Source organism: Bradyrhizobium sp. BRP22 (assembly GCF_020194175.1).
Taxonomy (GTDB): Bacteria; Pseudomonadota; Alphaproteobacteria; order Rhizobiales; family Xanthobacteraceae; genus Bradyrhizobium.
Map to the genome: position 1 here is coordinate 63,205 of NZ_JADYVX010000014.1, position 19,554 is coordinate 82,758.

Annotated in this window: 19 protein-coding genes; 11 read left to right on the forward strand and 8 right to left on the reverse strand. The window is 61.5% G+C overall.

Going from position 1 to position 19,554, the window contains the following annotated elements; translation table 11 throughout:
* Nucleotides 1–134: 134 nt before the first annotated feature.
* Nucleotides 135–974 carry an ABC transporter ATP-binding protein gene (locus I6F35_RS18970; RefSeq protein WP_225119187.1) on the forward strand — a complete coding sequence of 280 codons (840 nt, stop codon included), beginning with the start codon at nucleotides 135–137 and terminating at the stop codon, nucleotides 972–974.
* A 14-nt stretch (nucleotides 975–988) separates the two neighbouring features.
* Here I6F35_RS18970 and I6F35_RS18975 read toward each other — a convergent pair whose 3' ends face one another.
* A complete protein-coding gene (locus I6F35_RS18975) occupies nucleotides 989–2,146 on the reverse strand; it encodes an AGE family epimerase/isomerase (protein WP_225119188.1) in 1,158 nt (385 codons plus the stop codon).
* Between the two features lie 92 nt (nucleotides 2,147–2,238).
* Between I6F35_RS18975 and I6F35_RS18980 the strand changes: the two genes are divergently transcribed.
* Nucleotides 2,239–3,468: an AMP-binding protein gene (locus I6F35_RS18980; RefSeq protein WP_225119189.1), complete on the forward strand. Its 1,230-nt coding sequence runs from the start codon at nucleotides 2,239–2,241 to the stop codon at nucleotides 3,466–3,468.
* 2 nt (nucleotides 3,469–3,470) lie between these two features.
* On the opposite strand, the gene I6F35_RS18985 is transcribed toward I6F35_RS18980, so the two are convergent.
* Nucleotides 3,471–4,133 carry an acyltransferase gene (locus tag I6F35_RS18985; protein WP_225119190.1) on the reverse strand — a complete coding sequence of 221 codons (663 nt, stop codon included), beginning with the start codon at nucleotides 4,131–4,133 and terminating at the stop codon, nucleotides 3,471–3,473.
* A gap of 263 nt (nucleotides 4,134–4,396) precedes the next feature.
* Between I6F35_RS18985 and I6F35_RS18990 the strand changes: the two genes are divergently transcribed.
* Nucleotides 4,397–5,752 (forward strand): hypothetical protein, encoded by a 1,356-nt coding sequence (locus I6F35_RS18990; RefSeq protein WP_225119191.1) that lies wholly within the window; start codon nucleotides 4,397–4,399, stop codon nucleotides 5,750–5,752.
* A gap of 53 nt (nucleotides 5,753–5,805) precedes the next feature.
* Here I6F35_RS18990 and I6F35_RS18995 read toward each other — a convergent pair whose 3' ends face one another.
* Nucleotides 5,806–6,354 carry an HAD family hydrolase gene (locus I6F35_RS18995; protein ID WP_225119192.1) on the reverse strand — a complete coding sequence of 183 codons (549 nt, stop codon included), beginning with the start codon at nucleotides 6,352–6,354 and terminating at the stop codon, nucleotides 5,806–5,808.
* A 188-nt stretch (nucleotides 6,355–6,542) separates the two neighbouring features.
* Here I6F35_RS18995 and I6F35_RS19000 point away from each other — a divergent pair, with 188 nt between their 5' ends.
* The 6 genes from I6F35_RS19000 to I6F35_RS19025 are packed head-to-tail and all read left to right on the forward strand — an operon-like array spanning nucleotide 6,543 to nucleotide 11,660.
* A complete protein-coding gene (locus I6F35_RS19000) occupies nucleotides 6,543–6,833 on the forward strand; it encodes a hypothetical protein (protein WP_225119193.1) in 291 nt (96 codons plus the stop codon).
* A gap of 6 nt (nucleotides 6,834–6,839) precedes the next feature.
* Nucleotides 6,840–8,018 (forward strand): glycosyltransferase, encoded by a 1,179-nt coding sequence (locus I6F35_RS19005; RefSeq protein ID WP_225119194.1) that lies wholly within the window; start codon nucleotides 6,840–6,842, stop codon nucleotides 8,016–8,018.
* Between the two features lie 60 nt (nucleotides 8,019–8,078).
* Entirely contained in the window at nucleotides 8,079–8,561 is a 483-nt protein-coding gene (locus I6F35_RS19010; RefSeq protein ID WP_225119195.1) for a hypothetical protein, read from the forward strand.
* A complete protein-coding gene (locus I6F35_RS19015; protein ID WP_225119196.1) occupies nucleotides 8,558–9,679 on the forward strand; it encodes a DegT/DnrJ/EryC1/StrS family aminotransferase in 1,122 nt (373 codons plus the stop codon). Before I6F35_RS19010 ends, I6F35_RS19015 begins: the two co-directional genes overlap by 4 nt.
* Nucleotides 9,676–10,446 carry a class I SAM-dependent methyltransferase gene (locus I6F35_RS19020; protein ID WP_225119197.1) on the forward strand — a complete coding sequence of 257 codons (771 nt, stop codon included), beginning with the start codon at nucleotides 9,676–9,678 and terminating at the stop codon, nucleotides 10,444–10,446. The genes I6F35_RS19015 and I6F35_RS19020 overlap by 4 nt, the downstream gene beginning before the upstream one ends.
* Nucleotides 10,368–11,660 carry a glycosyltransferase gene (locus I6F35_RS19025; protein ID WP_225119198.1) on the forward strand — a complete coding sequence of 431 codons (1,293 nt, stop codon included), beginning with the start codon at nucleotides 10,368–10,370 and terminating at the stop codon, nucleotides 11,658–11,660. Before I6F35_RS19020 ends, I6F35_RS19025 begins: the two co-directional genes overlap by 79 nt.
* 15 nt (nucleotides 11,661–11,675) lie before the next feature.
* On the opposite strand, the gene I6F35_RS19030 is transcribed toward I6F35_RS19025, so the two are convergent.
* Complete coding sequence (locus I6F35_RS19030) at nucleotides 11,676–13,133, reverse strand: hypothetical protein (protein ID WP_225119199.1); 1,458 nt, start codon at nucleotides 13,131–13,133, stop codon at nucleotides 11,676–11,678.
* Between the two features lie 333 nt (nucleotides 13,134–13,466).
* On the opposite strand from I6F35_RS19030, the gene I6F35_RS19035 reads away from it, so the two are divergent.
* Entirely contained in the window at nucleotides 13,467–14,660 is a 1,194-nt protein-coding gene (locus tag I6F35_RS19035; protein ID WP_225119200.1) for a CoA transferase, read from the forward strand.
* 3 nt (nucleotides 14,661–14,663) lie between these two features.
* Here I6F35_RS19035 and I6F35_RS19040 read toward each other — a convergent pair whose 3' ends face one another.
* The 4 genes from I6F35_RS19040 to I6F35_RS19055 all read right to left on the reverse strand — a co-directional run bounded on the left by I6F35_RS19040 (nucleotide 14,664) and on the right by I6F35_RS19055 (nucleotide 18,782).
* Nucleotides 14,664–16,175, reverse strand: coding sequence for a tripartite tricarboxylate transporter permease (locus tag I6F35_RS19040; protein ID WP_225119201.1), 1,512 nt, complete (start codon nucleotides 16,173–16,175; stop codon nucleotides 14,664–14,666).
* Nucleotides 16,176–16,197: 22 nt separating this feature from the next.
* The gene (locus I6F35_RS19045; protein WP_225119202.1) at nucleotides 16,198–16,740 is read right to left on the reverse strand and encodes a tripartite tricarboxylate transporter TctB family protein; all 543 of its coding nucleotides are present in this window, start codon (nucleotides 16,738–16,740) and stop codon (nucleotides 16,198–16,200) included.
* A 69-nt stretch (nucleotides 16,741–16,809) separates the two neighbouring features.
* Nucleotides 16,810–17,910 carry an S-methyl-5-thioribose-1-phosphate isomerase gene (mtnA, locus tag I6F35_RS19050; RefSeq protein WP_225119203.1) on the reverse strand — a complete coding sequence of 367 codons (1,101 nt, stop codon included), beginning with the start codon at nucleotides 17,908–17,910 and terminating at the stop codon, nucleotides 16,810–16,812.
* Nucleotides 17,907–18,782, reverse strand: a complete 876-nt coding sequence (locus tag I6F35_RS19055; protein WP_225119204.1) for an S-methyl-5'-thioadenosine phosphorylase — start codon at nucleotides 18,780–18,782, stop codon at nucleotides 17,907–17,909. The genes mtnA and I6F35_RS19055 overlap by 4 nt, the downstream gene beginning before the upstream one ends.
* Nucleotides 18,783–18,881: 99 nt before the next feature.
* Between I6F35_RS19055 and I6F35_RS19060 the strand changes: the two genes are divergently transcribed.
* The gene (locus I6F35_RS19060) at nucleotides 18,882–19,523 is read left to right on the forward strand and encodes a class II aldolase/adducin family protein (protein ID WP_225119205.1); all 642 of its coding nucleotides are present in this window, start codon (nucleotides 18,882–18,884) and stop codon (nucleotides 19,521–19,523) included.
* The last annotated feature ends 31 nt before the right edge of the window (nucleotides 19,524–19,554 follow it).

Below are 19,554 nucleotides of genomic sequence, written 5' to 3' on the forward strand. Positions count from 1 at the left end.
CATCAACAACACTCCGTCGTCATCCCCCGCGGAGGCGGGGGATCCAGTGCGCAGCGGCTTCGCAGTGGAATTGCAAGCGCCGCTGGAATACCGGGTCACCCGCCTTCGCGAGTGACGACTAGAAGGTGATCACGATGACCCAAACCGTCGAAGCAACTCATCCGGGACCAGCTGCGGTCCCCGCGCCGCCCCTCCTCAGTGTCAACAACATCGAGGTGGTCTACGATGACGTCATCCTGGTGTTGCGAGGCCTGAGCCTCGAAGTGCCCAGAGGTTCGATCGTGGCGCTGCTGGGGGCCAACGGCGCGGGCAAATCGACCACGCTGAAGGCGATCTCGGGGCTGCTCAAGACCGAAGACGGCGAGGTGACGCGCGGCGAGATCATCTTTAACGGCGAGCGCATCAACGGCATCGATCCCGACAAGATCGTCCGCCGCGGCATATTCCAGGTGATGGAGGGACGGCGCATCATCGCCGACATGACATCGCTGGAGAATTTGCGGCTCGGCGCGTTCACCCGCAGCGACGGCCAGGTCGATGCCGACATCGACATGGTCTTCAACTATTTCCCGCGCCTGAAGGAGCGCACGGGGCTGGCCGGCTATCTCTCCGGCGGCGAACAGCAGATGCTGGCGATCGGCCGCGCGCTGATGGCACGCCCGAAGATGATCCTGATGGACGAGCCGTCTATGGGTCTGTCGCCGCTGCTGGTGAAGGAGGTGTTCGCCATCATCAAGGAGATCAACCGCGACCTCGGCGTCACCATCCTCCTGGTGGAGCAGAATGCGCGGGCAGCGCTTTCGGTGGCGAGCCACGGCTACATTATGGAACAGGGCAAGGTGGTGCTTGACGGCAGCGCCGACGAATTGCGCGACAACGAGGACGTCAAGGAGTTCTACCTCGGCGGCGCTGGCGAGCAACGCAAGAGTTTCAAGAACCTCAAGAGCTTCAAGCGGCGGAAGCGGTGGCTATGAGCGCAGCCGGGTGCCTATTGCAGCACCTGCTCCGCTTCCGTCACCGCACAGAGAACATGATAGAACGAAGACGCAGGGATGGTGGCGACAAGCGACTTGCCGTCGCGGTCGAACTGATCGTACCAGCCGCCCGCAACGGGATGGCTCAGGTAATGCCGCTCAAGGCGCGCCAAGGCGGCACGCGCCTGGTCAGCAGCCCCCGCCTCGCCGGATTCGGCTTGCGCGATCCAGGCCTTTGCGATCTCGCTCTGCGGCCACAGACGCCGAGAGTTGCGCCGGATAAGGCCCTCGACATTGCCTTCGTCGGTCAGGCAACCGGTCGCCTCGTCACGATAGCGCAATGCCGAAGCCAGCAATTCACCGCGATAGCGTCCCGTCGGGCAGCCCGTGATGCGTTCAAAGCCTTTCAAGAGCCAGACCCATTCGGCCAAGTGTCCAGGCTCGACGCTGACGGGCGAAATCCTGGACCAGTCTTCCTCGAAATATTCGCCAAGCACATGGGTCTGCTTGTCGTAGAGATTGGCAAGGAAGAGCGCAAAAAACTCGCCGGCGCGCTGCTGGAACGCCAAGTCATGCGTGGCGTCGAATATGGCGATCATCGCCTCGAACAGATGCATCTGCGGATTCTGCCGCCGCGGCAGGGACGCCGGCACCCCCTCGAGAAAGCCGCCATTCGGCGAGCGCAGATGCGCGTCGAGATAGGCGAGCAGCGCGTCGATCTCCGAGCGCACCTGCGCGTCGCGATCAAGCTCATAAACAGTCGCGAGCGCCAGCAGCACGAAGGCGTGGTCATAGGTGTCGCGCCGCGCGTCGAGCACGCCACCGTCGGGTGTCAGCCTGTGGACGAAGCCCGGCCGGCCGTCTGGCGCCTTCGCCTTCGTCAAGAGATGATCGAGCCCCTTCAGCGCGATCTCGCGGCCTTCGCTATACCAGCCCATCTGCGCGGCCTTGGCGTAGCAATAGATCTGTCGGGCCTGAACGAATACGCGCCGCGGGGCGAGCCGATCGGCACCGCCGTCGGGGTCGAGCCGGTCGACAAAGCCCCCTGCCGCATCATCCCACCCTTCCGTGCGCCACAGCGGCAGGCAGTGCTCGATGACGCGACGCTTCAGCCTGCCGACGACATCGGCATCCGAAGGGTCGCTCGCTGCGGCGGTCTGCGTATCTGCCATTGCATTTCCCGGAGCATCGCCGATCCGGCGAGAAGCCGTCTGATAGCACGTCGAAGGCGGAGCGCAATCGCGCGAACCCGTGAGGATCACCCATGACGGACCACTATGACGCCCGCGAAACCCGCGATCCCGCCGAGCGCGAGGCGGAACTGTTCGCCCGCCTGCCTGATATCCTGCGGCGGGCCATGGCGGCACCGGCCTATGCCGAGCACCTCAACGGCGTCGATCCTGCCGCCATCACCAGCCGCGCCGCGCTGGCTCGCCTGCCGGTGCTGCGCAAGTCGGAACTCCCGGCCCTGCACAAGGCCGCCCCACCCTTCGGCGGCTTCGTTGCCGGGCCGCCAGGATCGTTTGCGCGCCTGTTCACCTCGCCCGGACCGATCTTTGAGCCCGAGGCCGCCCACGACGACGCCTGGCGCGGGGCGCGGGCGCTGTTCGCGGCAGGCTTTCGTCCGGGCGACGTGGTTCTTAACACCTTCAGCTATCATCTCACCCCCGGCGGCTTCATCTTCGATACCTCCGCCCGGGCGCTTGGTTGCGGGGTGATCCCCGCCGGCCCCGGGAATACCGAGCAGCAATTCGAGCTGATCGAGGCCTACCGGCCGATTGGCTACAGTGGCACGCCGGATTTCCTGAAGATCCTGCTCGATGCGGCCGCGGGCGCCGGACGCGATGTCTCCTCGATCAAGCGCGCGCTGGTATCGGGGGCCGCCTTTCCGAAATCGCTGCAGGAGGAGATCAAGGCGCGCGGCATCGACGCCTATCAGGCGTTCGGCACCGCCGATCTGGGCATGATCGCGTTCGAGACCGAGGCGCGCGACGGCATGGTGGTCAACGAGGATCTGATCCTAGAGATCGTCAGGCCCGGCACCGGCGACCCCGTCGCAACGGGTGACGTCGGCGAGATCGTGGTCACCTCCCTGGACCCGCACCATCCCTGGATCCGCCTCGCACTGGGCGACCTCACGGCTGCCCTCCCAGGAGTAAGCTCATGCGGGCGCACCAGCATGCGCATCAAGGGCTGGATGGGACGCGCCGACCAGACGACCAAGGTCAAAGGCATGTTCGTGCGACCTGAGCAGATCGCCGAGGTCAGCAAACGACACCCCGAACTCGGGCGGCTGCGCCTGGTGGTGACGCGCTCCGGCGAGACCGACGTCATGACGCTGAAAGCAGAGACAGCCGCAGCGAGCCCAGCCCTTCAGAGTGAGCTCGCCGTGACCTTGCGGGCCGTGACGAAACTCGGCGGCAATGTCGAGTTGGTCGGTGCCGGCGCGCTGCCGAACGACGGCAAGGTGATATCCGACGAACGCAGCGCGTAGCGTCAGCGCAGCTCCATCCGAATCAACCGTTCGCCAGGCTCATACTTGAGAATATCCTTTGGACCTGGGTGGCGCGTCAGATCCGCGCCGTCCAGCACGTAGAGATCGTCGGTGTGCTTGCAGCGCCATTCGCCGCGGCCGGACAGAGGCAGATCGATCTTCTCGCCGAACGCGCTCACCCAGCCGACCTGGCGCGCCGGCGTTCCCACCATCATCGACCAGTCCTTGGAGCTCTTGGTCAGCGTCGCGCCGGCGGCGAGGAAGGTGCCCACGCCGCAGGTAAGGTCGGGGACCACGGTCGAGTTCGCCCCGAGTGTCGTGCCGGTCTTCACCAGCGTCTTCTTGAACACCGCGTGGCGGTTGATCGCGGCACGGGGAAAGGAGATGTGGGTGAACACCATGTACGGGGCGCAGAAGATGAAGTCCTCGAGCTCGACATGCGAGAAGATCGAGACCGAATTGCCGAGGCGGCACGCATTGCCCACGATGGCGTTGCGCTCGACATAGGTGTTCTGGCCGAGGCTGCAATTCTCGCCGATGACAGCGCCCGGCGCGACATGCGAGAAGTACCAGACCTTGGTGAAGTCACCGACCTTTGCTCCCTCTTCAACGACCGCAGTCGGGTGAATAAACGGTGCTGCACCACCTTCTTGAAGCGTCGTCATGCCGGATTCTTGCCCTCTTTCGCGCCGTTGCCCTGCCGCGCGAGCGATACGTCGCCGGTGACGCACCCCTTCTGCCGGCTCCGTCCTATATTAAGAAAAGCCGCCGGGAATCAAGGCGGAAACTAGCTCCGAACGCCTCCGGATTTACCACGTTTGGCCTCCCGGAACTTGCATGATCTGCCTCCCATCGAATATCGGAGGGGTTGTTCATTGGATGGTTGCGGTGCTAGTGAACCTCGATGATCGGCTGGGGGAGCGCATCTATGTTCCGTGCCATGCGCCTCCTTTTGGCGAGGCCGAGCGACTTTGCTTGGGATCAGTGTGCGATAGTTCTATTTGCTGTCCTTTTTGCTGCTAGTCCGCTCGCAGTTTTAGCACACGGATGGTTCTCGACTGGCTCCTGGTTCACCGGGTTTCTGATGGCTGGATCAACCGTTGCTCTGCTCGTCCTCGGACGGTGGCGTGACTTCGAAATCGATACGCGCGACGTGATATTTTGCTGCTTGCTAGCGGTGATCGGCATTTCTCTGGCGTTGAACGGTATCGGTCCTAATCGGAACGAGTTCTATCTCCTGCTGCTTACGCTAGCTGCGTATCCGGCGGCGCGACTGTGTTCGATGCATGTGTCGTCCGGCGCCTTCATCCTCGTCATCGCGGTACTGGTCGCGGCGGGAACGCTGGCGACGATTCCTTGGCTGATCGAGCAGTGGAGCGATCCAAAGCATCCTAAGGTGGCGGTGTTCGGTGTCTATGACGCGGCGCCGGCGCAGTTCACGATGCTGTTAGGTTTTCTGCTGCTATCTGTGACTTCTCGGCGGCTGACCCCGCGCTGGACAATCCTCGTCGCTGGACTGTCGGCCATTCCGGCATTCGTATTCGCAGCCTGCCAGGTGAGGTTTACGTTCGTTGCGATAGCCGCAGCGATGCTGGTCGCAGTCGGCATCGCAAAGCAAGCGCAACAGCGCCTCTATATCATAATGATTCTGGGCGTCGTCTCGGTGGCGGGATTTGCAGGCACCGCGGCGCGTTGGGGAACAACTAAGCTCTTTGTTGAACATGCCTTCGAGAGTGCTACAACATCCTTGGACTCAGGATGTGCGCAGATCGACATCCGCAATTCAATCGACATCCGCAAGCAACTCTACATCGAGGCATTCCGACTTCTGGCTAGAGGCGAGGCATTTGGTATCGGCTTTGAGCGCTTCCCAACGATGTCGTGCATTCCGGGGACGCAGGTCCATAGCGCGCCGCTGCAGGTCGCCATCGAGTTCGGGCCACTGGCTGGCGTGCTGTTTGTGATCCTGATCGCGAAATGCATCGGCGCCCGGTTGTACTGGCTCGGACGGATCAACCCTGAAGCGCGATTCGTTGTAGCAGGCGTCGTCTTCGCCACCATTCTGAGCCTGGCACATGGCCGGGTCAGCCGCGAGATTCCCTTATTCTTGCTCTTGGGCTGCGCTGCCGCAGTTAGTAGCCGTGGCCATCACTGTGCCATGGAATGGATGCGGGACGCTTTAAGAGGATATTCGATGCCTTCAGACCCGTGGAGTTTCGACGTGTCCAAGCCGGCCCCGTCTGCAGGCCCTGCCGAGCGCGAACACGCACCCTCCGCTTTTTAGGCAGGTCGGAGTGCAGGGCGACACGACTGACGTGTTCGTTTGTAGTAAAGTGCTCAAACCTTCGTTTGCAGCAGCGGACGGATAAAATCTGCAAGATCGCCGCCCTCAAACAAATATCCTTGTATTCCAGCGGCTGCGGCGGCCTCCAGATCGTGCGGCTTGTCGCCGATCAGAATGCTTGCCTCTTTTCGCACCGGCCAATCTCTGAGGCAGTCCAGTATCATTCCGGGTGCTGGCTTGCGCCGGTCGCTGGCACGCCGCCACTGCTCCACAACCCCGTCCTCATGATAGGGGCAATATTGGAAGTCGTCGATGTGGGCACCAATTTTGGCGAGTTCGCTGTTCATCCATTTATGCAATCGATGGACGGCTTCGATTCCGTAATAGCCACGCGCAACGCCAGCTTGGTTCGTCACCACAAAGGTCAGGTAACCGAGGTCGTTGCAGAGCCTAATCGCTTCTCGTGCGCCGGCAATCCACTCGAAGTCCTCGACCCTATGGACGTAATTCTTGTCAACGTTGAGCACGCCGTCGCGGTCGAAAAAGACCGCTGGTCGGCTAATCCGATTTGTTGGCTCCATTTCTCGCCTGATGGTGATCAAGAGTCGGACCGTGATGCAAGCTTCAACGAACTAATTCGACATCCATGTGAGCACCTCCGTCTCATCGAGTCCGTCTCATCGAGTCCATCTGATGCTTCGGTCGCTGAGCCAAACACGATCCGCCAAAGCGATGCGGGCCTTACGGTCCCGTTCCTCAGCTTACCATAACACCACCATCAAGATACATATTGGCTTCTCAGGGCAATGCCGATACGCCAGCTCCCTTCTGCAACGCCATGATGCATCAGATCCTGACCGTAATCCAGGAACCGAAACGACCGCTGCCGTTCGACGACCACCCTGCGCCGGCTTCATCGACTCCTACAGGAACAACTGGTCGTCGGCGGGATCGAAGTGGTATCGATCGGACAATTACTTTATTGGACGGCGCCGCAGCATCGCGCATCTTCCTGCTGTGGTACCTGACGCCGCGCGAGATATTTCGCGAACGCGAGGCAAGCGATAGAGTGATGGCCTAGCAAGACATGCGGATACTCGTCCTCAATGCGGACTACCCACGCTTTCTGGCGTGGCTTTATCGCGGCCAACCCGGGCTTGAAAATGCGCCCTACGCCGCGCAAATGGCGGCGCGCAACGCGAGCCTGTTCGGGAGCGCCGATTTCTATTCGAAGAATTTCACCGCCTGGGGCCATCCGGCGGCGGAGATCCACGTTAACAACGCTTGGCTTCAGGCGGCATGGGCGCGCGAGCATGGCATGGCCGTGGCCGTTACTCAGCCGTCTACCAACACCGGAAACAAGCTCCCGGCGTGGCTATTGCAGGCGATCGCGCCGTTCAAACCGATGTTGAGACCGTTAGCCCGGAAGATTGGCCTCAGCCCGAAACTCGATGCCCAGGCCGAAGCGATCTTGGTCGCCCAGATCGAGGATTTCAGGCCCGATCTGGTGCTGAACCAGGATACCTTTCATATCGATACCGCCCTGATGCGTCGCATCAAGGGCATCGGCAAGCCGATCCTCGTTGGTCAGATCGGAATTTCGCCGACCCGCGGCGAAGACTGGAGCGTCTACGATCTGTTGATTTCGCAGTTGGCCGCGACAGTGAACTACTTCCGAGGTCTTGGCGTTCGCGCCGAGGTGAGTCACCTTGCGTTCGAGCGTGGCGTGATCGATGCCCTGCCCGCAGCACCGGCTACCGATATCGACGTCTCCTTCGTCGGCACCGTATCTGCCGATCACCAGCAGCGGATCGCGCTTCTGGAAGCGGTTGCCGATCGATACACTCTAAAGTTGTTCGGCAATATCGCACCGGGTCTTCCTGCTTCCTCGCCGCTGCACCGCTGCTTCCAAAGCGAGGCCTGGGGCGTCGACATGTATCAAGCCCTGCGGCGTTCGCGAATCACGTTGAACTCCCATATCGACATGGCTGGTCGCGAGGCGGGAAACGTACGGCTCTTCGAAGCGACAGGCGTCGGCACATTCCTGCTGACCGACTTCAAAGACAATCTGCACACGTTGCTCGAGCCGGATCGGGAGGTCGCAGTGTGGCGCTCGGTTGAGGACTGCATCGCCAAGATCGAGCGATACCTGAACGACGATGCGGCTCGACAGGAGATTGCTGCGGCCGGTCAACGCCGCACGTTGGCAGCACACAGTTACCGTGAACGGACCAAGCACATTCTGGCGTCCGCGCAAGAATTGTGACGCGCCGAATATCCTTGACGGCGAAGTGCAAAATAGCCACATTGCACCGCGATCGACCGCTTGGCGGTTGAATTTACTAAGCTTTTTGGCCGCCTGATGGATAGCGTCGAACACTGTCGCTTTAACGATCAGCTCTACGCGATCATTGTTCGCGCCTCTTTTCGGGAACCGGGGATCACGTTTTTCTCCACGCCCGAATTGTCGCAGCAGCTTGCCTATATGAGCCACCCCAAGGGCAAGAGCATCGCCCCGCATCGGCACAACAAGGTGACGCGCGAGGTTCACTACACCCAGGAAGTGCTGGTGATCCAGAGGGGCAAGTTGCAGGTCGACTTTTACACCGAGCGCGAAGAGTACCTAGAGAGCCGTGTGCTGTCGGCCGGAGACGTCATTCTTCTTTGCAGCGGCGCCCACGGATTCGAGGTGCTGGAGCCTCTTGAGATGATTGAAATCAAGCAGGGCCCCTACGCGGGCGATGGCGACAAGACGCGCTTCGCCGAAGCACCGGCTGCGGTGAAGCGGATCAAGGGCCCGGTTGCGTGACGCAGGATTTCGTTCCAGTCAACACGCCGCTCCTGAACGGAAACGAAGCTGAATATCTGGCCGAGTGCGTTCGGACCGGATGGATATCGTCCGAAGGTCCGTTCATTCCGCGCTTTGAGGCGGCCATGGCCGAGATTGCGGGACGCCGCCACGGCGTCGCCGTCACGAACGGGTCCGTTGCGCTCGATATTGCCGTTCACGCGCTTTCGCTTGAACCGGGCAGCGAAGTCATCATCCCGACGTTTACGATCATCAGCTGCGCATCCGCAGTGATCCGCGCCGGACTTGTCCCGGTGGTGGTCGACTGTGATCCGAACACTTGGAATATGACGGCGGACGCTGTGGAAGCAGCGATCACGCCAAAGACCGGCGCGATCATGGTGGTGCATATCTATGGCCTGCCAGTCGATCTAGACCCGATCCTCGAGCTTGCGCGCAAGCATGGCCTTCGCGTGATCGAGGACGCCGCCGAGATGCATGGCCAGACCTATCGCGGCCAGCCCTGTGGCAGCTTTGGCGACGTGAGCACGTTCAGCTTCTATCCGAACAAGCACGTCACGACGGGCGAAGGCGGGATGATCCTGACCGATGACGCGCAACTCGCCGATCGGCTGCGCAGCCTCCGCAATCTCTGCTTCAAGCCCGAGCAGCGCTTCGTCCATGAAGAGCTTGGATGGAACGCGCGCATGACCAACCTGCAGGCAGCGCTCGGCGTCGCCCAGACCGAGCGATTGGGCGAGATGATCGACATCAAGCGCCGGACCGGCCGGCGCTACGATGAGCTTCTGGAGGGTGTCGATCTGATCCAGCGCCCCGTCCCCCGTACCAATTACGCGGACAACATCTATTGGGTGTATGGCATCGTCCTGAAAGACGCGGTCGCGTTCGATGCCAAGGAAGCGATGCGTCGGCTGGCCGGCAAAGGCATCGGCACCCGCCCCTTCTTTTGGTGCATGCATGAACAGCCGGTTCTGCGCAGAACCGGCCTGTTCACAAACGATTCGCACCCTCACGCGGAGCGAATCGCGCGCCGCGGTTTCTATCTTCCAAGCGGCCTTGCGTTGACGGACGACCAGATCGTGCGATCTGCAGAGGCGCTGAAGGAGATCCTTGCTTGAGCGCCTTCGAACGCTATGCGCCGTGGTACGACCTCCTTTATCAGGATAAGGATTACACTGCGGAAGCATCCTTTGTGGACGCGCAACTCCGTCGCCATGGCGCTACGCCGGGCACGTTGCTCGATCTCGGTTGCGGCACCGGCGTACACGCCCATGAGTTCGCGCGCAGGGGATGGACGGTCACCGGCGTCGACATCAGCGCAGACATGATCCGCCGGGCCGAGGCGCGCACCGGAGACGGCTCGGAACGCATACGATTCCGGCAGGGCGACGTCTGCGAATCGGGCCCGGAGCGGGATTTCGACGCTGCGGTTGCCCTCTTCCATGTGGCGAGCTACCAGACCAGCCGGGGAAGACTTCAGAACATGCTGGCGAGTGCCGCCATCGCGCTCAAACCGGGCGGCATCCTCCTGTTCGACTATTGGTATGGCGGCGCCGTGCTGGCGCAAGGCGTCGAAACCCGCGTCAAGGTCGTTGACCGTCCACCACTGCGTGTCACCCGGATCGCTCAATCCGATCACAATGAGGCTTGCGCGACCGTTCAGGTGAACTACACGCTGTTCTGCGAGGACGTTGCGCAATCGACGATCCATCGGATCGACGAAGCGCACCACCTGCGTTACTGGTTTCCGTTTGAGATCGAGGCGCTTCTCGGCGCGACCGGTTTCGAGCCAATCGGTCACTATGCGTGGCTGTCGACGACCAGTCCACCGAACTCGCGGGACTGGGCGGCTTATTCCATTGCCAGAAAGACGGTTCAACCGTGAAGCAGTTTCACGTTGGCGTCGTGCTGGAGTTGCCGCTCGAGGTCGGCGGCGGCTTCCAGCAAGGGCTTAGCGACATCACATGGCTGCGCGGCTGGGCAAAGACAGCCGATATAGACGTGACCGTGTTCACCACCCAGCCCAGCAATATCGCCATCCTCGCCGAACTCGGCATCCAGGCCAAACTTTTGCGGATTGGTTGGTTCGACCGCCTGTTCTTGTTCCTGAAATATTGCGGGTGGTTCGATCTCCTGCAGTATGCGTTGCACCTGTGCCCACCCTTCGAGAAGCGGTTGATCCGGGAGAATGTCGATATCGTCTATTTCCTGACGACATCGAACTGGCAACTCGTGCTCTACAAGCTGCCCTTCATCATCACGATATTCGACGGTTGCCACCGCGATTCTCCCGAATTTGACGAGGCGCGCGAATTCGCCGAGTTCGAACGTCGCGAAATCGTCTTTCGCAGCGCCAGCACCAAAGCAGCCTTGGTCGTCGCCAACGCTAAAGAGGTGATCGATGCACTATGTCGTCGCTATGCGATGGAAGAGGATCGCGCGGTTTGTATCCCGTTTTCGCCCTCGCCCTATGTGACGCGATCGATTGAGGCTGGCGAGCAAACGGACGCGGACGCCACGATCCTGCGAAAGCACGGACTCGAGCCCGGTTATCTCTTCTACCCCGCGCAGTTCTGGTCTCACAAGAATCACGCAACCATCCTGCTGGCGATGCGTTTGCTGCAAGATCAGGGGATACAGACCACATTGGTGTTATGCGGATCGGATCGCGGTTCGCGCAGCGCAATCGAGGAGTTGACCACGCAACTCGACCTCGGCGGCCGCGTGCGCATCCTGGGCTTTGTTCCCTCCACCGAACTCGGCCCGCTCTATCGCAACGCAGCGGCATTGGTGATGGCGAGCTACTTCGGCCCGACCAATCTGCCCCCGCTTGAAGCCTGGTCGGTTGGCACGCCCGTGATCTATCCAGAAGCCTTCGAGGCGCAAGCTGGCGATGCCGCCATTCTGTTCGACTACGACAATCCGGCTTCGCTGGCGGAAGCCATCGTCAAGGCCGGCTTGCCCGAGGAGCGTGCCCGGCTGGCCGCCGCAGGCAAGCAGAGGCTCGAATATTTTGCGCGCCAGATCGACGAAGGACATCGTGAGTTCGCGAAGCACCTTCTGAGACTGAGATACCGTCGTTATCCTCGGATCTACTGAGGATCGCACGAGACCCTACTGGGGAATCGTCACGATCAGCTTCGCGCGGATGCTTCCAATCAGCAGCGGGATCGCCGCAACTCCTGCGACCGCCAGCCAGACGGCACATTCCGCGACGAAGCGCAGCACGCCGGTCCAGGGTATCGCGGAACGGATCATGATCCCCAATCCCCATCCGGCCAGTATCGTGGCGAGCATTATTCCCGCCAAAAACATCAGGTGTCGGAACGGGTGCCTGAGCGTTTGGCGCATGATGACGAGCGTCAACAAGCCGAACTGAACCAGGAGATCGCTCGCTACAATCGCAACCGCAGCGCCCAGCGGGCCCAGCTCCGGAATCATCAACAGCGATACGGCGAAAAAGACAATGAACTGCAGCCCCTTGCTCCGTACAAGAAGATCGGCACGATTGCTGTAATTGGCATAGCTTAGCGCCAGGATCGCGGGCGCGGCGACGCCCGTGCCGATCAACATGATCTTCGCCAGCAATGGATCATAGGTGATGGCACCGCGGGTCCAGAGCGCGAAGAAATCAGGCCAGAATGGCAGGAGTCCGGACACCACGGCACTGGCGAGTACTGCGACAAGCACCGAACCACGGGCATAAAGCGCACGTAACCGTTCGGTCGCACCAACAGCATAGTCGTGGCCGAGTTCGGCAGCGAGCGGAAGCGTCGCTTGCAGGCAGAGCGCCCGCAATAGCCCGGCGGCGACGCGGATCAACCCCCATTGCGCGACAGCGACACGATCGGCGACCAGCGCACTGACCAAGAGGACCGGGAGGTTCATCAGCGCCAATTCGGTGGCACCAGCGATTCCGAACGGCGCTGCCTTGCGTAGCTGACCGACCATCCAGCGGATCGAACGTGTGCCCCTCGCCTTGCGCAGGAATGGATGCAGGCGCGGCGCATCGATGGCGACGAGGTAGACTGCGCCCAATATTTGCATCGTGACGTAGACGAAGGTGACGGCAAACAAGCTTCCCGTCGCAACAATGGCAACCAGCTGCGCGATTTGTCCGATCAGCGTTGCGAAGCTCTGCAGCCAGACGGCGCGGCCGTACAGCCCCCGCGCCCGATAGAGCGCCGATACCAAGCCCGCTGGAAGCGTGAGCAGCATACCCACCGTCATCGCCACAAAAGCGGCATCGAAATTTTTGATCGCCTCGAACCGGAAAACCGTGGACGGCGAAACAGCCAGCGCCGCCGTCACCGCCAAACCGACGAGCGTGGCGCTGAGCCAAAGGTAGAGCCGCAGCGTCGCGATATAGAATGCCGCGGTGCGGCCATCGCAATCAACGCTGGACTTGAATGAGAAGAAGCGGTTGATGGCGCGAAGCTGCAGGCCGCCATCGGCAACCAGCACAAGGTTGCCAATCGCATAGATCACGAACCAGGCGGCCAACTCCTCGCCGCTCCAGAAATGCAGGAAGACGGGAACCAGCGCGACCTGCTGGATGATCCCTAACACCATCTGGAAAATGCTGGCGGACCAACCTGCAAGCAGCCTTCGTGCCCGGCTCGGGGGCAAAATGCCCGCGGGGACATCCTCTCTGCCGCCTGCGTTTGGCTCGTCGATCAAATCCGGGCACCCCTGTGGCGTACAGAGCGGGCTAGCAGCAACCCGAAGGGATGTCGATACTCGGCCTTCGAGCCACGTTGAAGAGGATCCGGTGGCCTTCCTGCATCATCCCGGTCAACCCACTCAAAACATCAAATCCGCCATGCCGTTGTCGGCAGGAAGCAGACCTTGCCGGGAGGTTGTCTGGCGCTATTGTAGCGCCGCCGTTCGACCCGGAGCCCCGTAATGCCCGTCCCGCATGCATCGCAAGCCCTGTCCCGATTCACCGTTCTCGACCTCACCCGCGTCCGCTCTGGCCCGACCTGTGTGCGGCAGCTCGCGGACTGGGGTGCCAATGTCATCAAGATCGATGCGTTGACGGAGGACGCCGGCGGCGAGCAACCGGGCGGCCCGCGGCATGGTTCGGACTTCCAGAATCTGCATCGCAACAAGCGCGCGATGACGCTCAATCTCAAGGATCCGAAAGGTCTCGAAGTATTCAGGCGGCTGGCCGAACAGGCTGATGTCGTGGTTGAGAATTTCCGTCCGGACGTCAAAACCAAGCTTGGCGTCGACTACGAGAGTCTCCGCCAGATTAATCCGCGTATTGTCTATGGCAGCATCTCGGGCTTCGGCCAGGACGGGCCCTACCACAAGCGCCCGGGTTTCGATCAGATCGCGCAAGGCATGGGCGGACTGATGTCGGTGACCGGCGCGCCCGGCGGCGGCCCAATGCGGGTTGGTATTCCCGTTGCCGACCTTGCCGCCGGCCTGTTCTGCGCGATTGGCATCCTCACCGCGCTCCTGGAACGCGACGTATCGGGTGAGGGCCAATGGGTGCAGACGTCGCTGTTGCAGGCGCAGATCTTCATGCTGGACTTCCAGGCCGCGCGCTGGCTGATGGAAAAGGAAGTGGCGCAGCAGGCCGGAAACAACCACCCGACGTCGATCCCCACGGGCGTGTTCAAGACGTCGGATGGTTACATCAACATCGCCACGACAGGCGGACGCATCTGGGAGCGCTGCGCGCAGGCGATCGGGGCGCCCGAACTAGTTAGCGATCCCGACTATGCCACAGCGCCGGCGCGCTCCAAGAACCGTGACGCGCTCAACGCGAAGATCAACGAGCTGACGCAGAAGAAATCCACCGAGACCTGGGTCAACGAACTGAACGCGGCCGGCGTGCCTTGTGGGCCGATCTATTCGATCGACCAGATGTTCGAGGATGCGCAAGTGAAGCATCTCGGCATCGCCCAGGACGTGCCGAACGCAGAGAACCGCGACATCCGGCTGGTGGCCCAGCCGGTGACACTGTCGCGGACGCCAAGCACCATGGCAGCGCGACCGCCCGAATTCGGCGAACAGACCGAGGAAGTGCTGGCGGAGTTCGGTTTCAGCAACGAAGAAATCGCCGAGCTCAGGCAGCGCAAGGTCGTGTGAGGCTCAAGCCTTCGCCGGCCGGAGCCGGCGGGTGACGCTGCTGAACGCCTTGTCGATCAAGGGCCAGAACAACAGGATGATCGCAAGCGTCGTGATCGAGCCGACGAGCCCGTTCGACCAGAACACCTTCATATCGCCGCCGGAGCCGATCATCGAGAGCCGGAACGCATCCTCCGCACGATTACCGAGCACGAGCGCGAGCGTGAACGGCGCCAGTGGAATGCCGATCTTCTTGAAGACGTAACCGACCACGCCAAAGCCCAGCATCAGCCAGATATCGAACATCGCATTCTGGATCGCGTAAGCGCCGATCGCACAGGACACCACGATCATAGGCGCAACCGCCGCAAACGGCACGCGCAGGATCGATGCGAAGATCGGTACCGTCGTCAGCACAAGAACCAGGCCAACGACGTTGCCAAGATACATCGAGGCAATCAGGCCCCAGACAAAGTCCTTGTGCTCGACGAACAACAGCGGTCCGGGATTGAGCCCCCATACCATCAGACCGCCGAGCAGGATCGCCGCAGTTCCTGAGCCGGGAATACCAAGTGCGAGCATTGGCAACAGCGCCGAGGTGCCGGACGCATGTGCGGCCGTTTCCGGCGCGAACACGCCCTCGATGCGCCCCTTGCCAAAACTCTCCTGGTCCTTGGCAAAACGTTTGGCAAGATTGTAGCCCATGAAGGAAGCCGCGATCGCGCCGCCCGGCGTGATGCCGAGCCAGCAGCCGATGAAGGATGAGCGAAACAGCGTCACCCAATACTTGGGCAGATCCTTCCATACCAACAGCACCACGCGCAGGCTGATGCCAGCGGCGTGGCCGCGCAGCGCCAGGCGCTCTTCCATCGTCAGCAGGATTTCGCTGATCCCGAACAGGCCGATGACCGCGACCAGGAAGTTGATGCCGCGGAGCAATTCGGCGGAGCCGAAGGTCATGCGGAGCTGGCCGGACACGGTGTCCATGCCAACGCCGGCCAGCAGGAGACCGAGCGACATCGAGGTGACGGTCTTGTGCTTGGCCTCGCGGCCAAGGCCAACGAAAGAGCAAAAGGTGAGGAGATAAACCGCGAAGAATTCCGGTGGGCCGAACTTTAGCGCAAATGAAGAGATCATCGGCGCGAGAAACGTGATGAGAAGCACCGCAACTAGCGAGCCGATGAAAGACGAGGTAAAGGCGGCCGTCAGCGCTTCTGCCGCCCTGCCCTGCTGCGCCATCGGGTAGCCATCAAACGTCGTTGCCACAGACCAGGCTTCGCCCGGAATATTGAACAGGATCGAGGTAATGGCGCCACCGAACAGTGCCCCCCAATAAATGCAGGACAGCATCACGATGGCCGAGGTCGGGTCCATCGTGAAGGTCAACGGCAACAGGATCGCTACACCGTTCGGGCCACCAAGCCCCGGCAATACGCCGACAAAAATGCCGAGCACGAGCCCGACCATCATCAACAGCAGCGTTTTCCAGGTGAGGAGAACGGCAAAGCCGTGGAGGAGCAGGCCAAAAGCTTCCATGACTGAAAGTTCCGCCGATCGATTAGTAGCCAAGAGCCGCTTCGAGCGGCCCCTTCGGCATGATGACGTCGAAGGCGATGTCAAACGTCACGAACATCGCGGCGGTGAAGATGAAAGCGGTAAGCAGAGACTTCCACACCGCGATCTTGCCAACAAAGCGCATGAAGCCGGAGATCAAAAGGAAACTCGCAACATAGAGCCCAAGGAATTGCGTGGCGAGACAGAACAAGACCGTTGGCACGAATACCGCGATGACCCGGCGAAGCTGTGCTCGCGTCACAAAGGTCTCGGAAGCCTCCCTACGAGAAAACGCTGCCGCAAACAGACCGTAAAGGCTGGCGCCGCCAAGAATGACCGAGAGATAGAACGGGAAGTAGCCAGGCTCCGGGCCGGTCGCATCCCAGGCCGCGCCCGTGCGCCAATTATCCCATCCAAGGGTAACGGCAAGCGCGAGCAACCCCAGCGACACGACGGCGTCCACGACGCCATTGCTAGCCACCGCGGGCGAATTGGCTTCGGGCGCAGTCGGATCGTCAACGACGATTTCGATATCGGTGTTGGACATGGAAACGGACGGCTCGGGCAGGCGCTCCAGCGTGGATACGTGCTGACGCAACGGGCGTCAATGCAGTGCTCAGCGTCTGCCAGTCCGCTCCGGGAACGCGCTCGCAAGTGCAGCATGATCAGGCCGGAGCACGCCACGTTCGGTAATCAGGCCAGTCACGAGCCGCGCCGGAGTGACGTCAAAGCCGTAATTGGCGATCGGCGAGCCATCCGGCACCACACGCACGTTCTCAATTCGCCCGTCAGCCGTGCGCCCGCTCATATGCGTCACTTCGCTTGCTGCACGCTGTTCGATCGGAATCTCTCGGCCATCACTGATACTAAAGTCGATGGTCGGTGACGGCAGTGCAACATAGAACGGCACGCCGTTGTCGCGCGCGGCGAGCGCTTTCAGGTAGGTGCCGATCTTGTTGCAGACATCGCCGTTGGCTGCGACCCGGTCGGTTCCAACGATCGCCAGATCCACCATGCCATGCTGCATCAGATGGCCGCCGGTGTTGTCGGGGATCACGGTGTGCGGGACACCGTGGTGGCCGAGTTCCCAGGCCGTGAGCGAGGCCCCCTGATTGCGCGGACGCGTCTCGTCGACCCAGACATGAACCGCAAGCCCGCGATCATGCGCACGATAGATCGGCGCGGTCGCCGTTCCCCAATCGACGGTGGCCAGCCAGCCCGCATTGCAGTGCGTCAAAATGTTGATGGTGTCGCCGGCTTTCTTGGTGGCAGCGATCGCCTCGATCACTTCGAGACCGTATCTGCCGATCGCCTGGTTGATACCAACGTCCTCGTCGGCGATCTCGCCGGCACGCTTGTAGGCCGCCTCGGTCCGCACGGAAGGCGCAAGTGTACGAAGCGCAGCCTGCATCTCGTCAAGCGCCCATTTCAGATTGATGGCCGTCGGTCGCGTCGCAAGCAGCAGCTTATACGCGCGATCGAGCGCCTCGTCGGACGGATCAGCCCGCATGGCCAGCGCCATGCCGTAAGCGGCGGTGGCACCGATCAGCGGCGCGCCACGCACCAGCATGGTTCGGATCGCGTCCGCGGCCTCCTCGGAGCTGGCCAGACGCGCGACGACAAATTCATGCGGCAGTCGTCGCTGATCGATCGCACCGACAGACCATCCGTCAGGCTCAAGCCAGATGCTGCGGAAATGCCGGCCATCGACTTTCATGAACGCAGGATCCGTCCCGCAACCGCATCCAGCTTCTTGAGCAGTTCCGGATCGCGGGCTTCGGGCGCCGTAATCAGTGCCGTCTCAAGCGCGCGGTCTGAGCCGATCGGGCATGGCTCGTGCTCGCGCGGAAAATCCTTTGCCAGGCGCGCCACCAGCGCCTTGGCCTTCTCGGCATTCGAGTTGAGCGCGCGAATGATGTCCTGCACGGTCACCGCATCGTGATCCGGATGCCAGCAGTCGAAGTCGGTCACCATCGCTACGCTCGCGTAGCAGATCTCCGCTTCGCGTGCGAGCTTCGCCTCAGGCATGTTCGTCATGCCGATCACCGAGTAGCCCAGTCCCTTGTACGTCAGACTTTCAGCAAGGCTGGAGAATTGCGGACCTTCCATGCAGAGATAGGTGCCGCCACGCGCAAACGAAATACCTTCGGCTTCCGCGGCAGCCGCCAGATGGATGCGCAAGCGCGGTGATACCGGATGCGCCATCGAGACGTGGGCGACACAGCCCTTGCCGAAGAACGAGCTTTCCCGCTTATACGTGCGGTCCACGAACTGGTCGATGATCACGAAGGTGCCGGGTGGCAGTTCCTCCTTGAACGAGCCGCAGGCCGAGAGCGATACGAGGTCGGTGACCCCTGCCCGCTTCAGGACATCGATATTGGCCCGGTAGTTGATGTCAGACGGGGACAGCCGATGCCCCTTGTCGTGCCGCGGCAGGAACACGATCGGTAGGTCTGCAATGGTGCCGAAGCGGAGCGGCGCGGAGGGCTCGCCCCATGGGCTCCTGATCGCCTCCTCGCGGACGTTTTCAAGACCCGGCAAGTCGTAGATGCCGGATCCGCCGATAATGCCTAGCACGGCGCTGGTCATGGCCTCTCCCGATCAGACTTTCGAAGCAATGTTCGACTATACTGCGACGCAATAATCAAGCATTCTCCTCGGCCGTAAACGGCGTTTGATAGGTTAACCATGAACGACAGGGAAAAACGCCAATCCATCATCGATGCCTGCCTGCGCATGAACGCGCTCGGCATCAATCAGGGGACCTCGGGCAACATCAGCCTGCGGCATGAAGCCGGCCTACTGATCACCCCGACCAGCATCCCCTATGAAGCGATGCAACCGGAGCAGATCGTCTATATGGGCCTCGACGGTTCATTTGATCCGGCGCAGCGCCCATCGAGCGAATGGCGCTTCCATCTGGACATCCTGCGCGCTCGCCCGGACGTGAACGCCGTGGTTCACGCTCATCCGACCTATTGCACGATCCTCGCCATCATGGGGCTGGAGATCCCGCCGATCCACTACATGGTCGCCTGCGCCGGCGGCGACACCATCCGCTGCGCGCCATACGCAACCTTCGGCACGCAGGAACTTTCGGCGCATGCCGTCAAGGCGCTTGATGGAAGGCTCGCCTGCCTCCTCGAACATCACGGCATGATCGCCGTCGGGCCATCGCTTGCGAAAGCCATGTGGCTCGCGGTCGAGGTCGAAACGCTGGCGCGGCAGTACCACGGCTGCCTGCAGATCGGGAAGCCGCCTCTGCTGCCCACGGAAGAGATTGAAAACGTGCGAACGCGCATGGCCGGATACGGCCATGCGGAGAAATGAGACCAGCGATTTTGGCTACTGCCGCGACAGG

Coding starts and splice junctions, on each gene's coding strand:
- I6F35_RS18970 (WP_225119187.1), top strand. CDS start 135: ATGACCCAAACCGTCGAAGCAACTCATCCGGGACCAGCTGCGGTCCCC.
- I6F35_RS18975 (WP_225119188.1), bottom strand. CDS start 2,146: ATGGCAGATACGCAGACCGCCGCAGCGAGCGACCCTTCGGATGCCGAT.
- I6F35_RS18980 (WP_225119189.1), top strand. CDS start 2,239: ATGACGGACCACTATGACGCCCGCGAAACCCGCGATCCCGCCGAGCGC.
- I6F35_RS18985 (WP_225119190.1), bottom strand. CDS start 4,133: ATGACGACGCTTCAAGAAGGTGGTGCAGCACCGTTTATTCACCCGACT.
- I6F35_RS18990 (WP_225119191.1), top strand. CDS start 4,397: ATGTTCCGTGCCATGCGCCTCCTTTTGGCGAGGCCGAGCGACTTTGCT.
- I6F35_RS19005 (WP_225119194.1), top strand. CDS start 6,840: ATGCGGATACTCGTCCTCAATGCGGACTACCCACGCTTTCTGGCGTGG.
- I6F35_RS19030 (WP_225119199.1), bottom strand. CDS start 13,133: ATGGTGTTAGGGATCATCCAGCAGGTCGCGCTGGTTCCCGTCTTCCTG.
- I6F35_RS19035 (WP_225119200.1), top strand. CDS start 13,467: ATGCCCGTCCCGCATGCATCGCAAGCCCTGTCCCGATTCACCGTTCTC.
- I6F35_RS19040 (WP_225119201.1), bottom strand. CDS start 16,175: ATGGAAGCTTTTGGCCTGCTCCTCCACGGCTTTGCCGTTCTCCTCACC.
- I6F35_RS19045 (WP_225119202.1), bottom strand. CDS start 16,740: ATGTCCAACACCGATATCGAAATCGTCGTTGACGATCCGACTGCGCCC.
- mtnA (WP_225119203.1), bottom strand. CDS start 17,910: ATGAAAGTCGATGGCCGGCATTTCCGCAGCATCTGGCTTGAGCCTGAC.
- I6F35_RS19055 (WP_225119204.1), bottom strand. CDS start 18,782: ATGACCAGCGCCGTGCTAGGCATTATCGGCGGATCCGGCATCTACGAC.
- I6F35_RS19060 (WP_225119205.1), top strand. CDS start 18,882: ATGAACGACAGGGAAAAACGCCAATCCATCATCGATGCCTGCCTGCGC.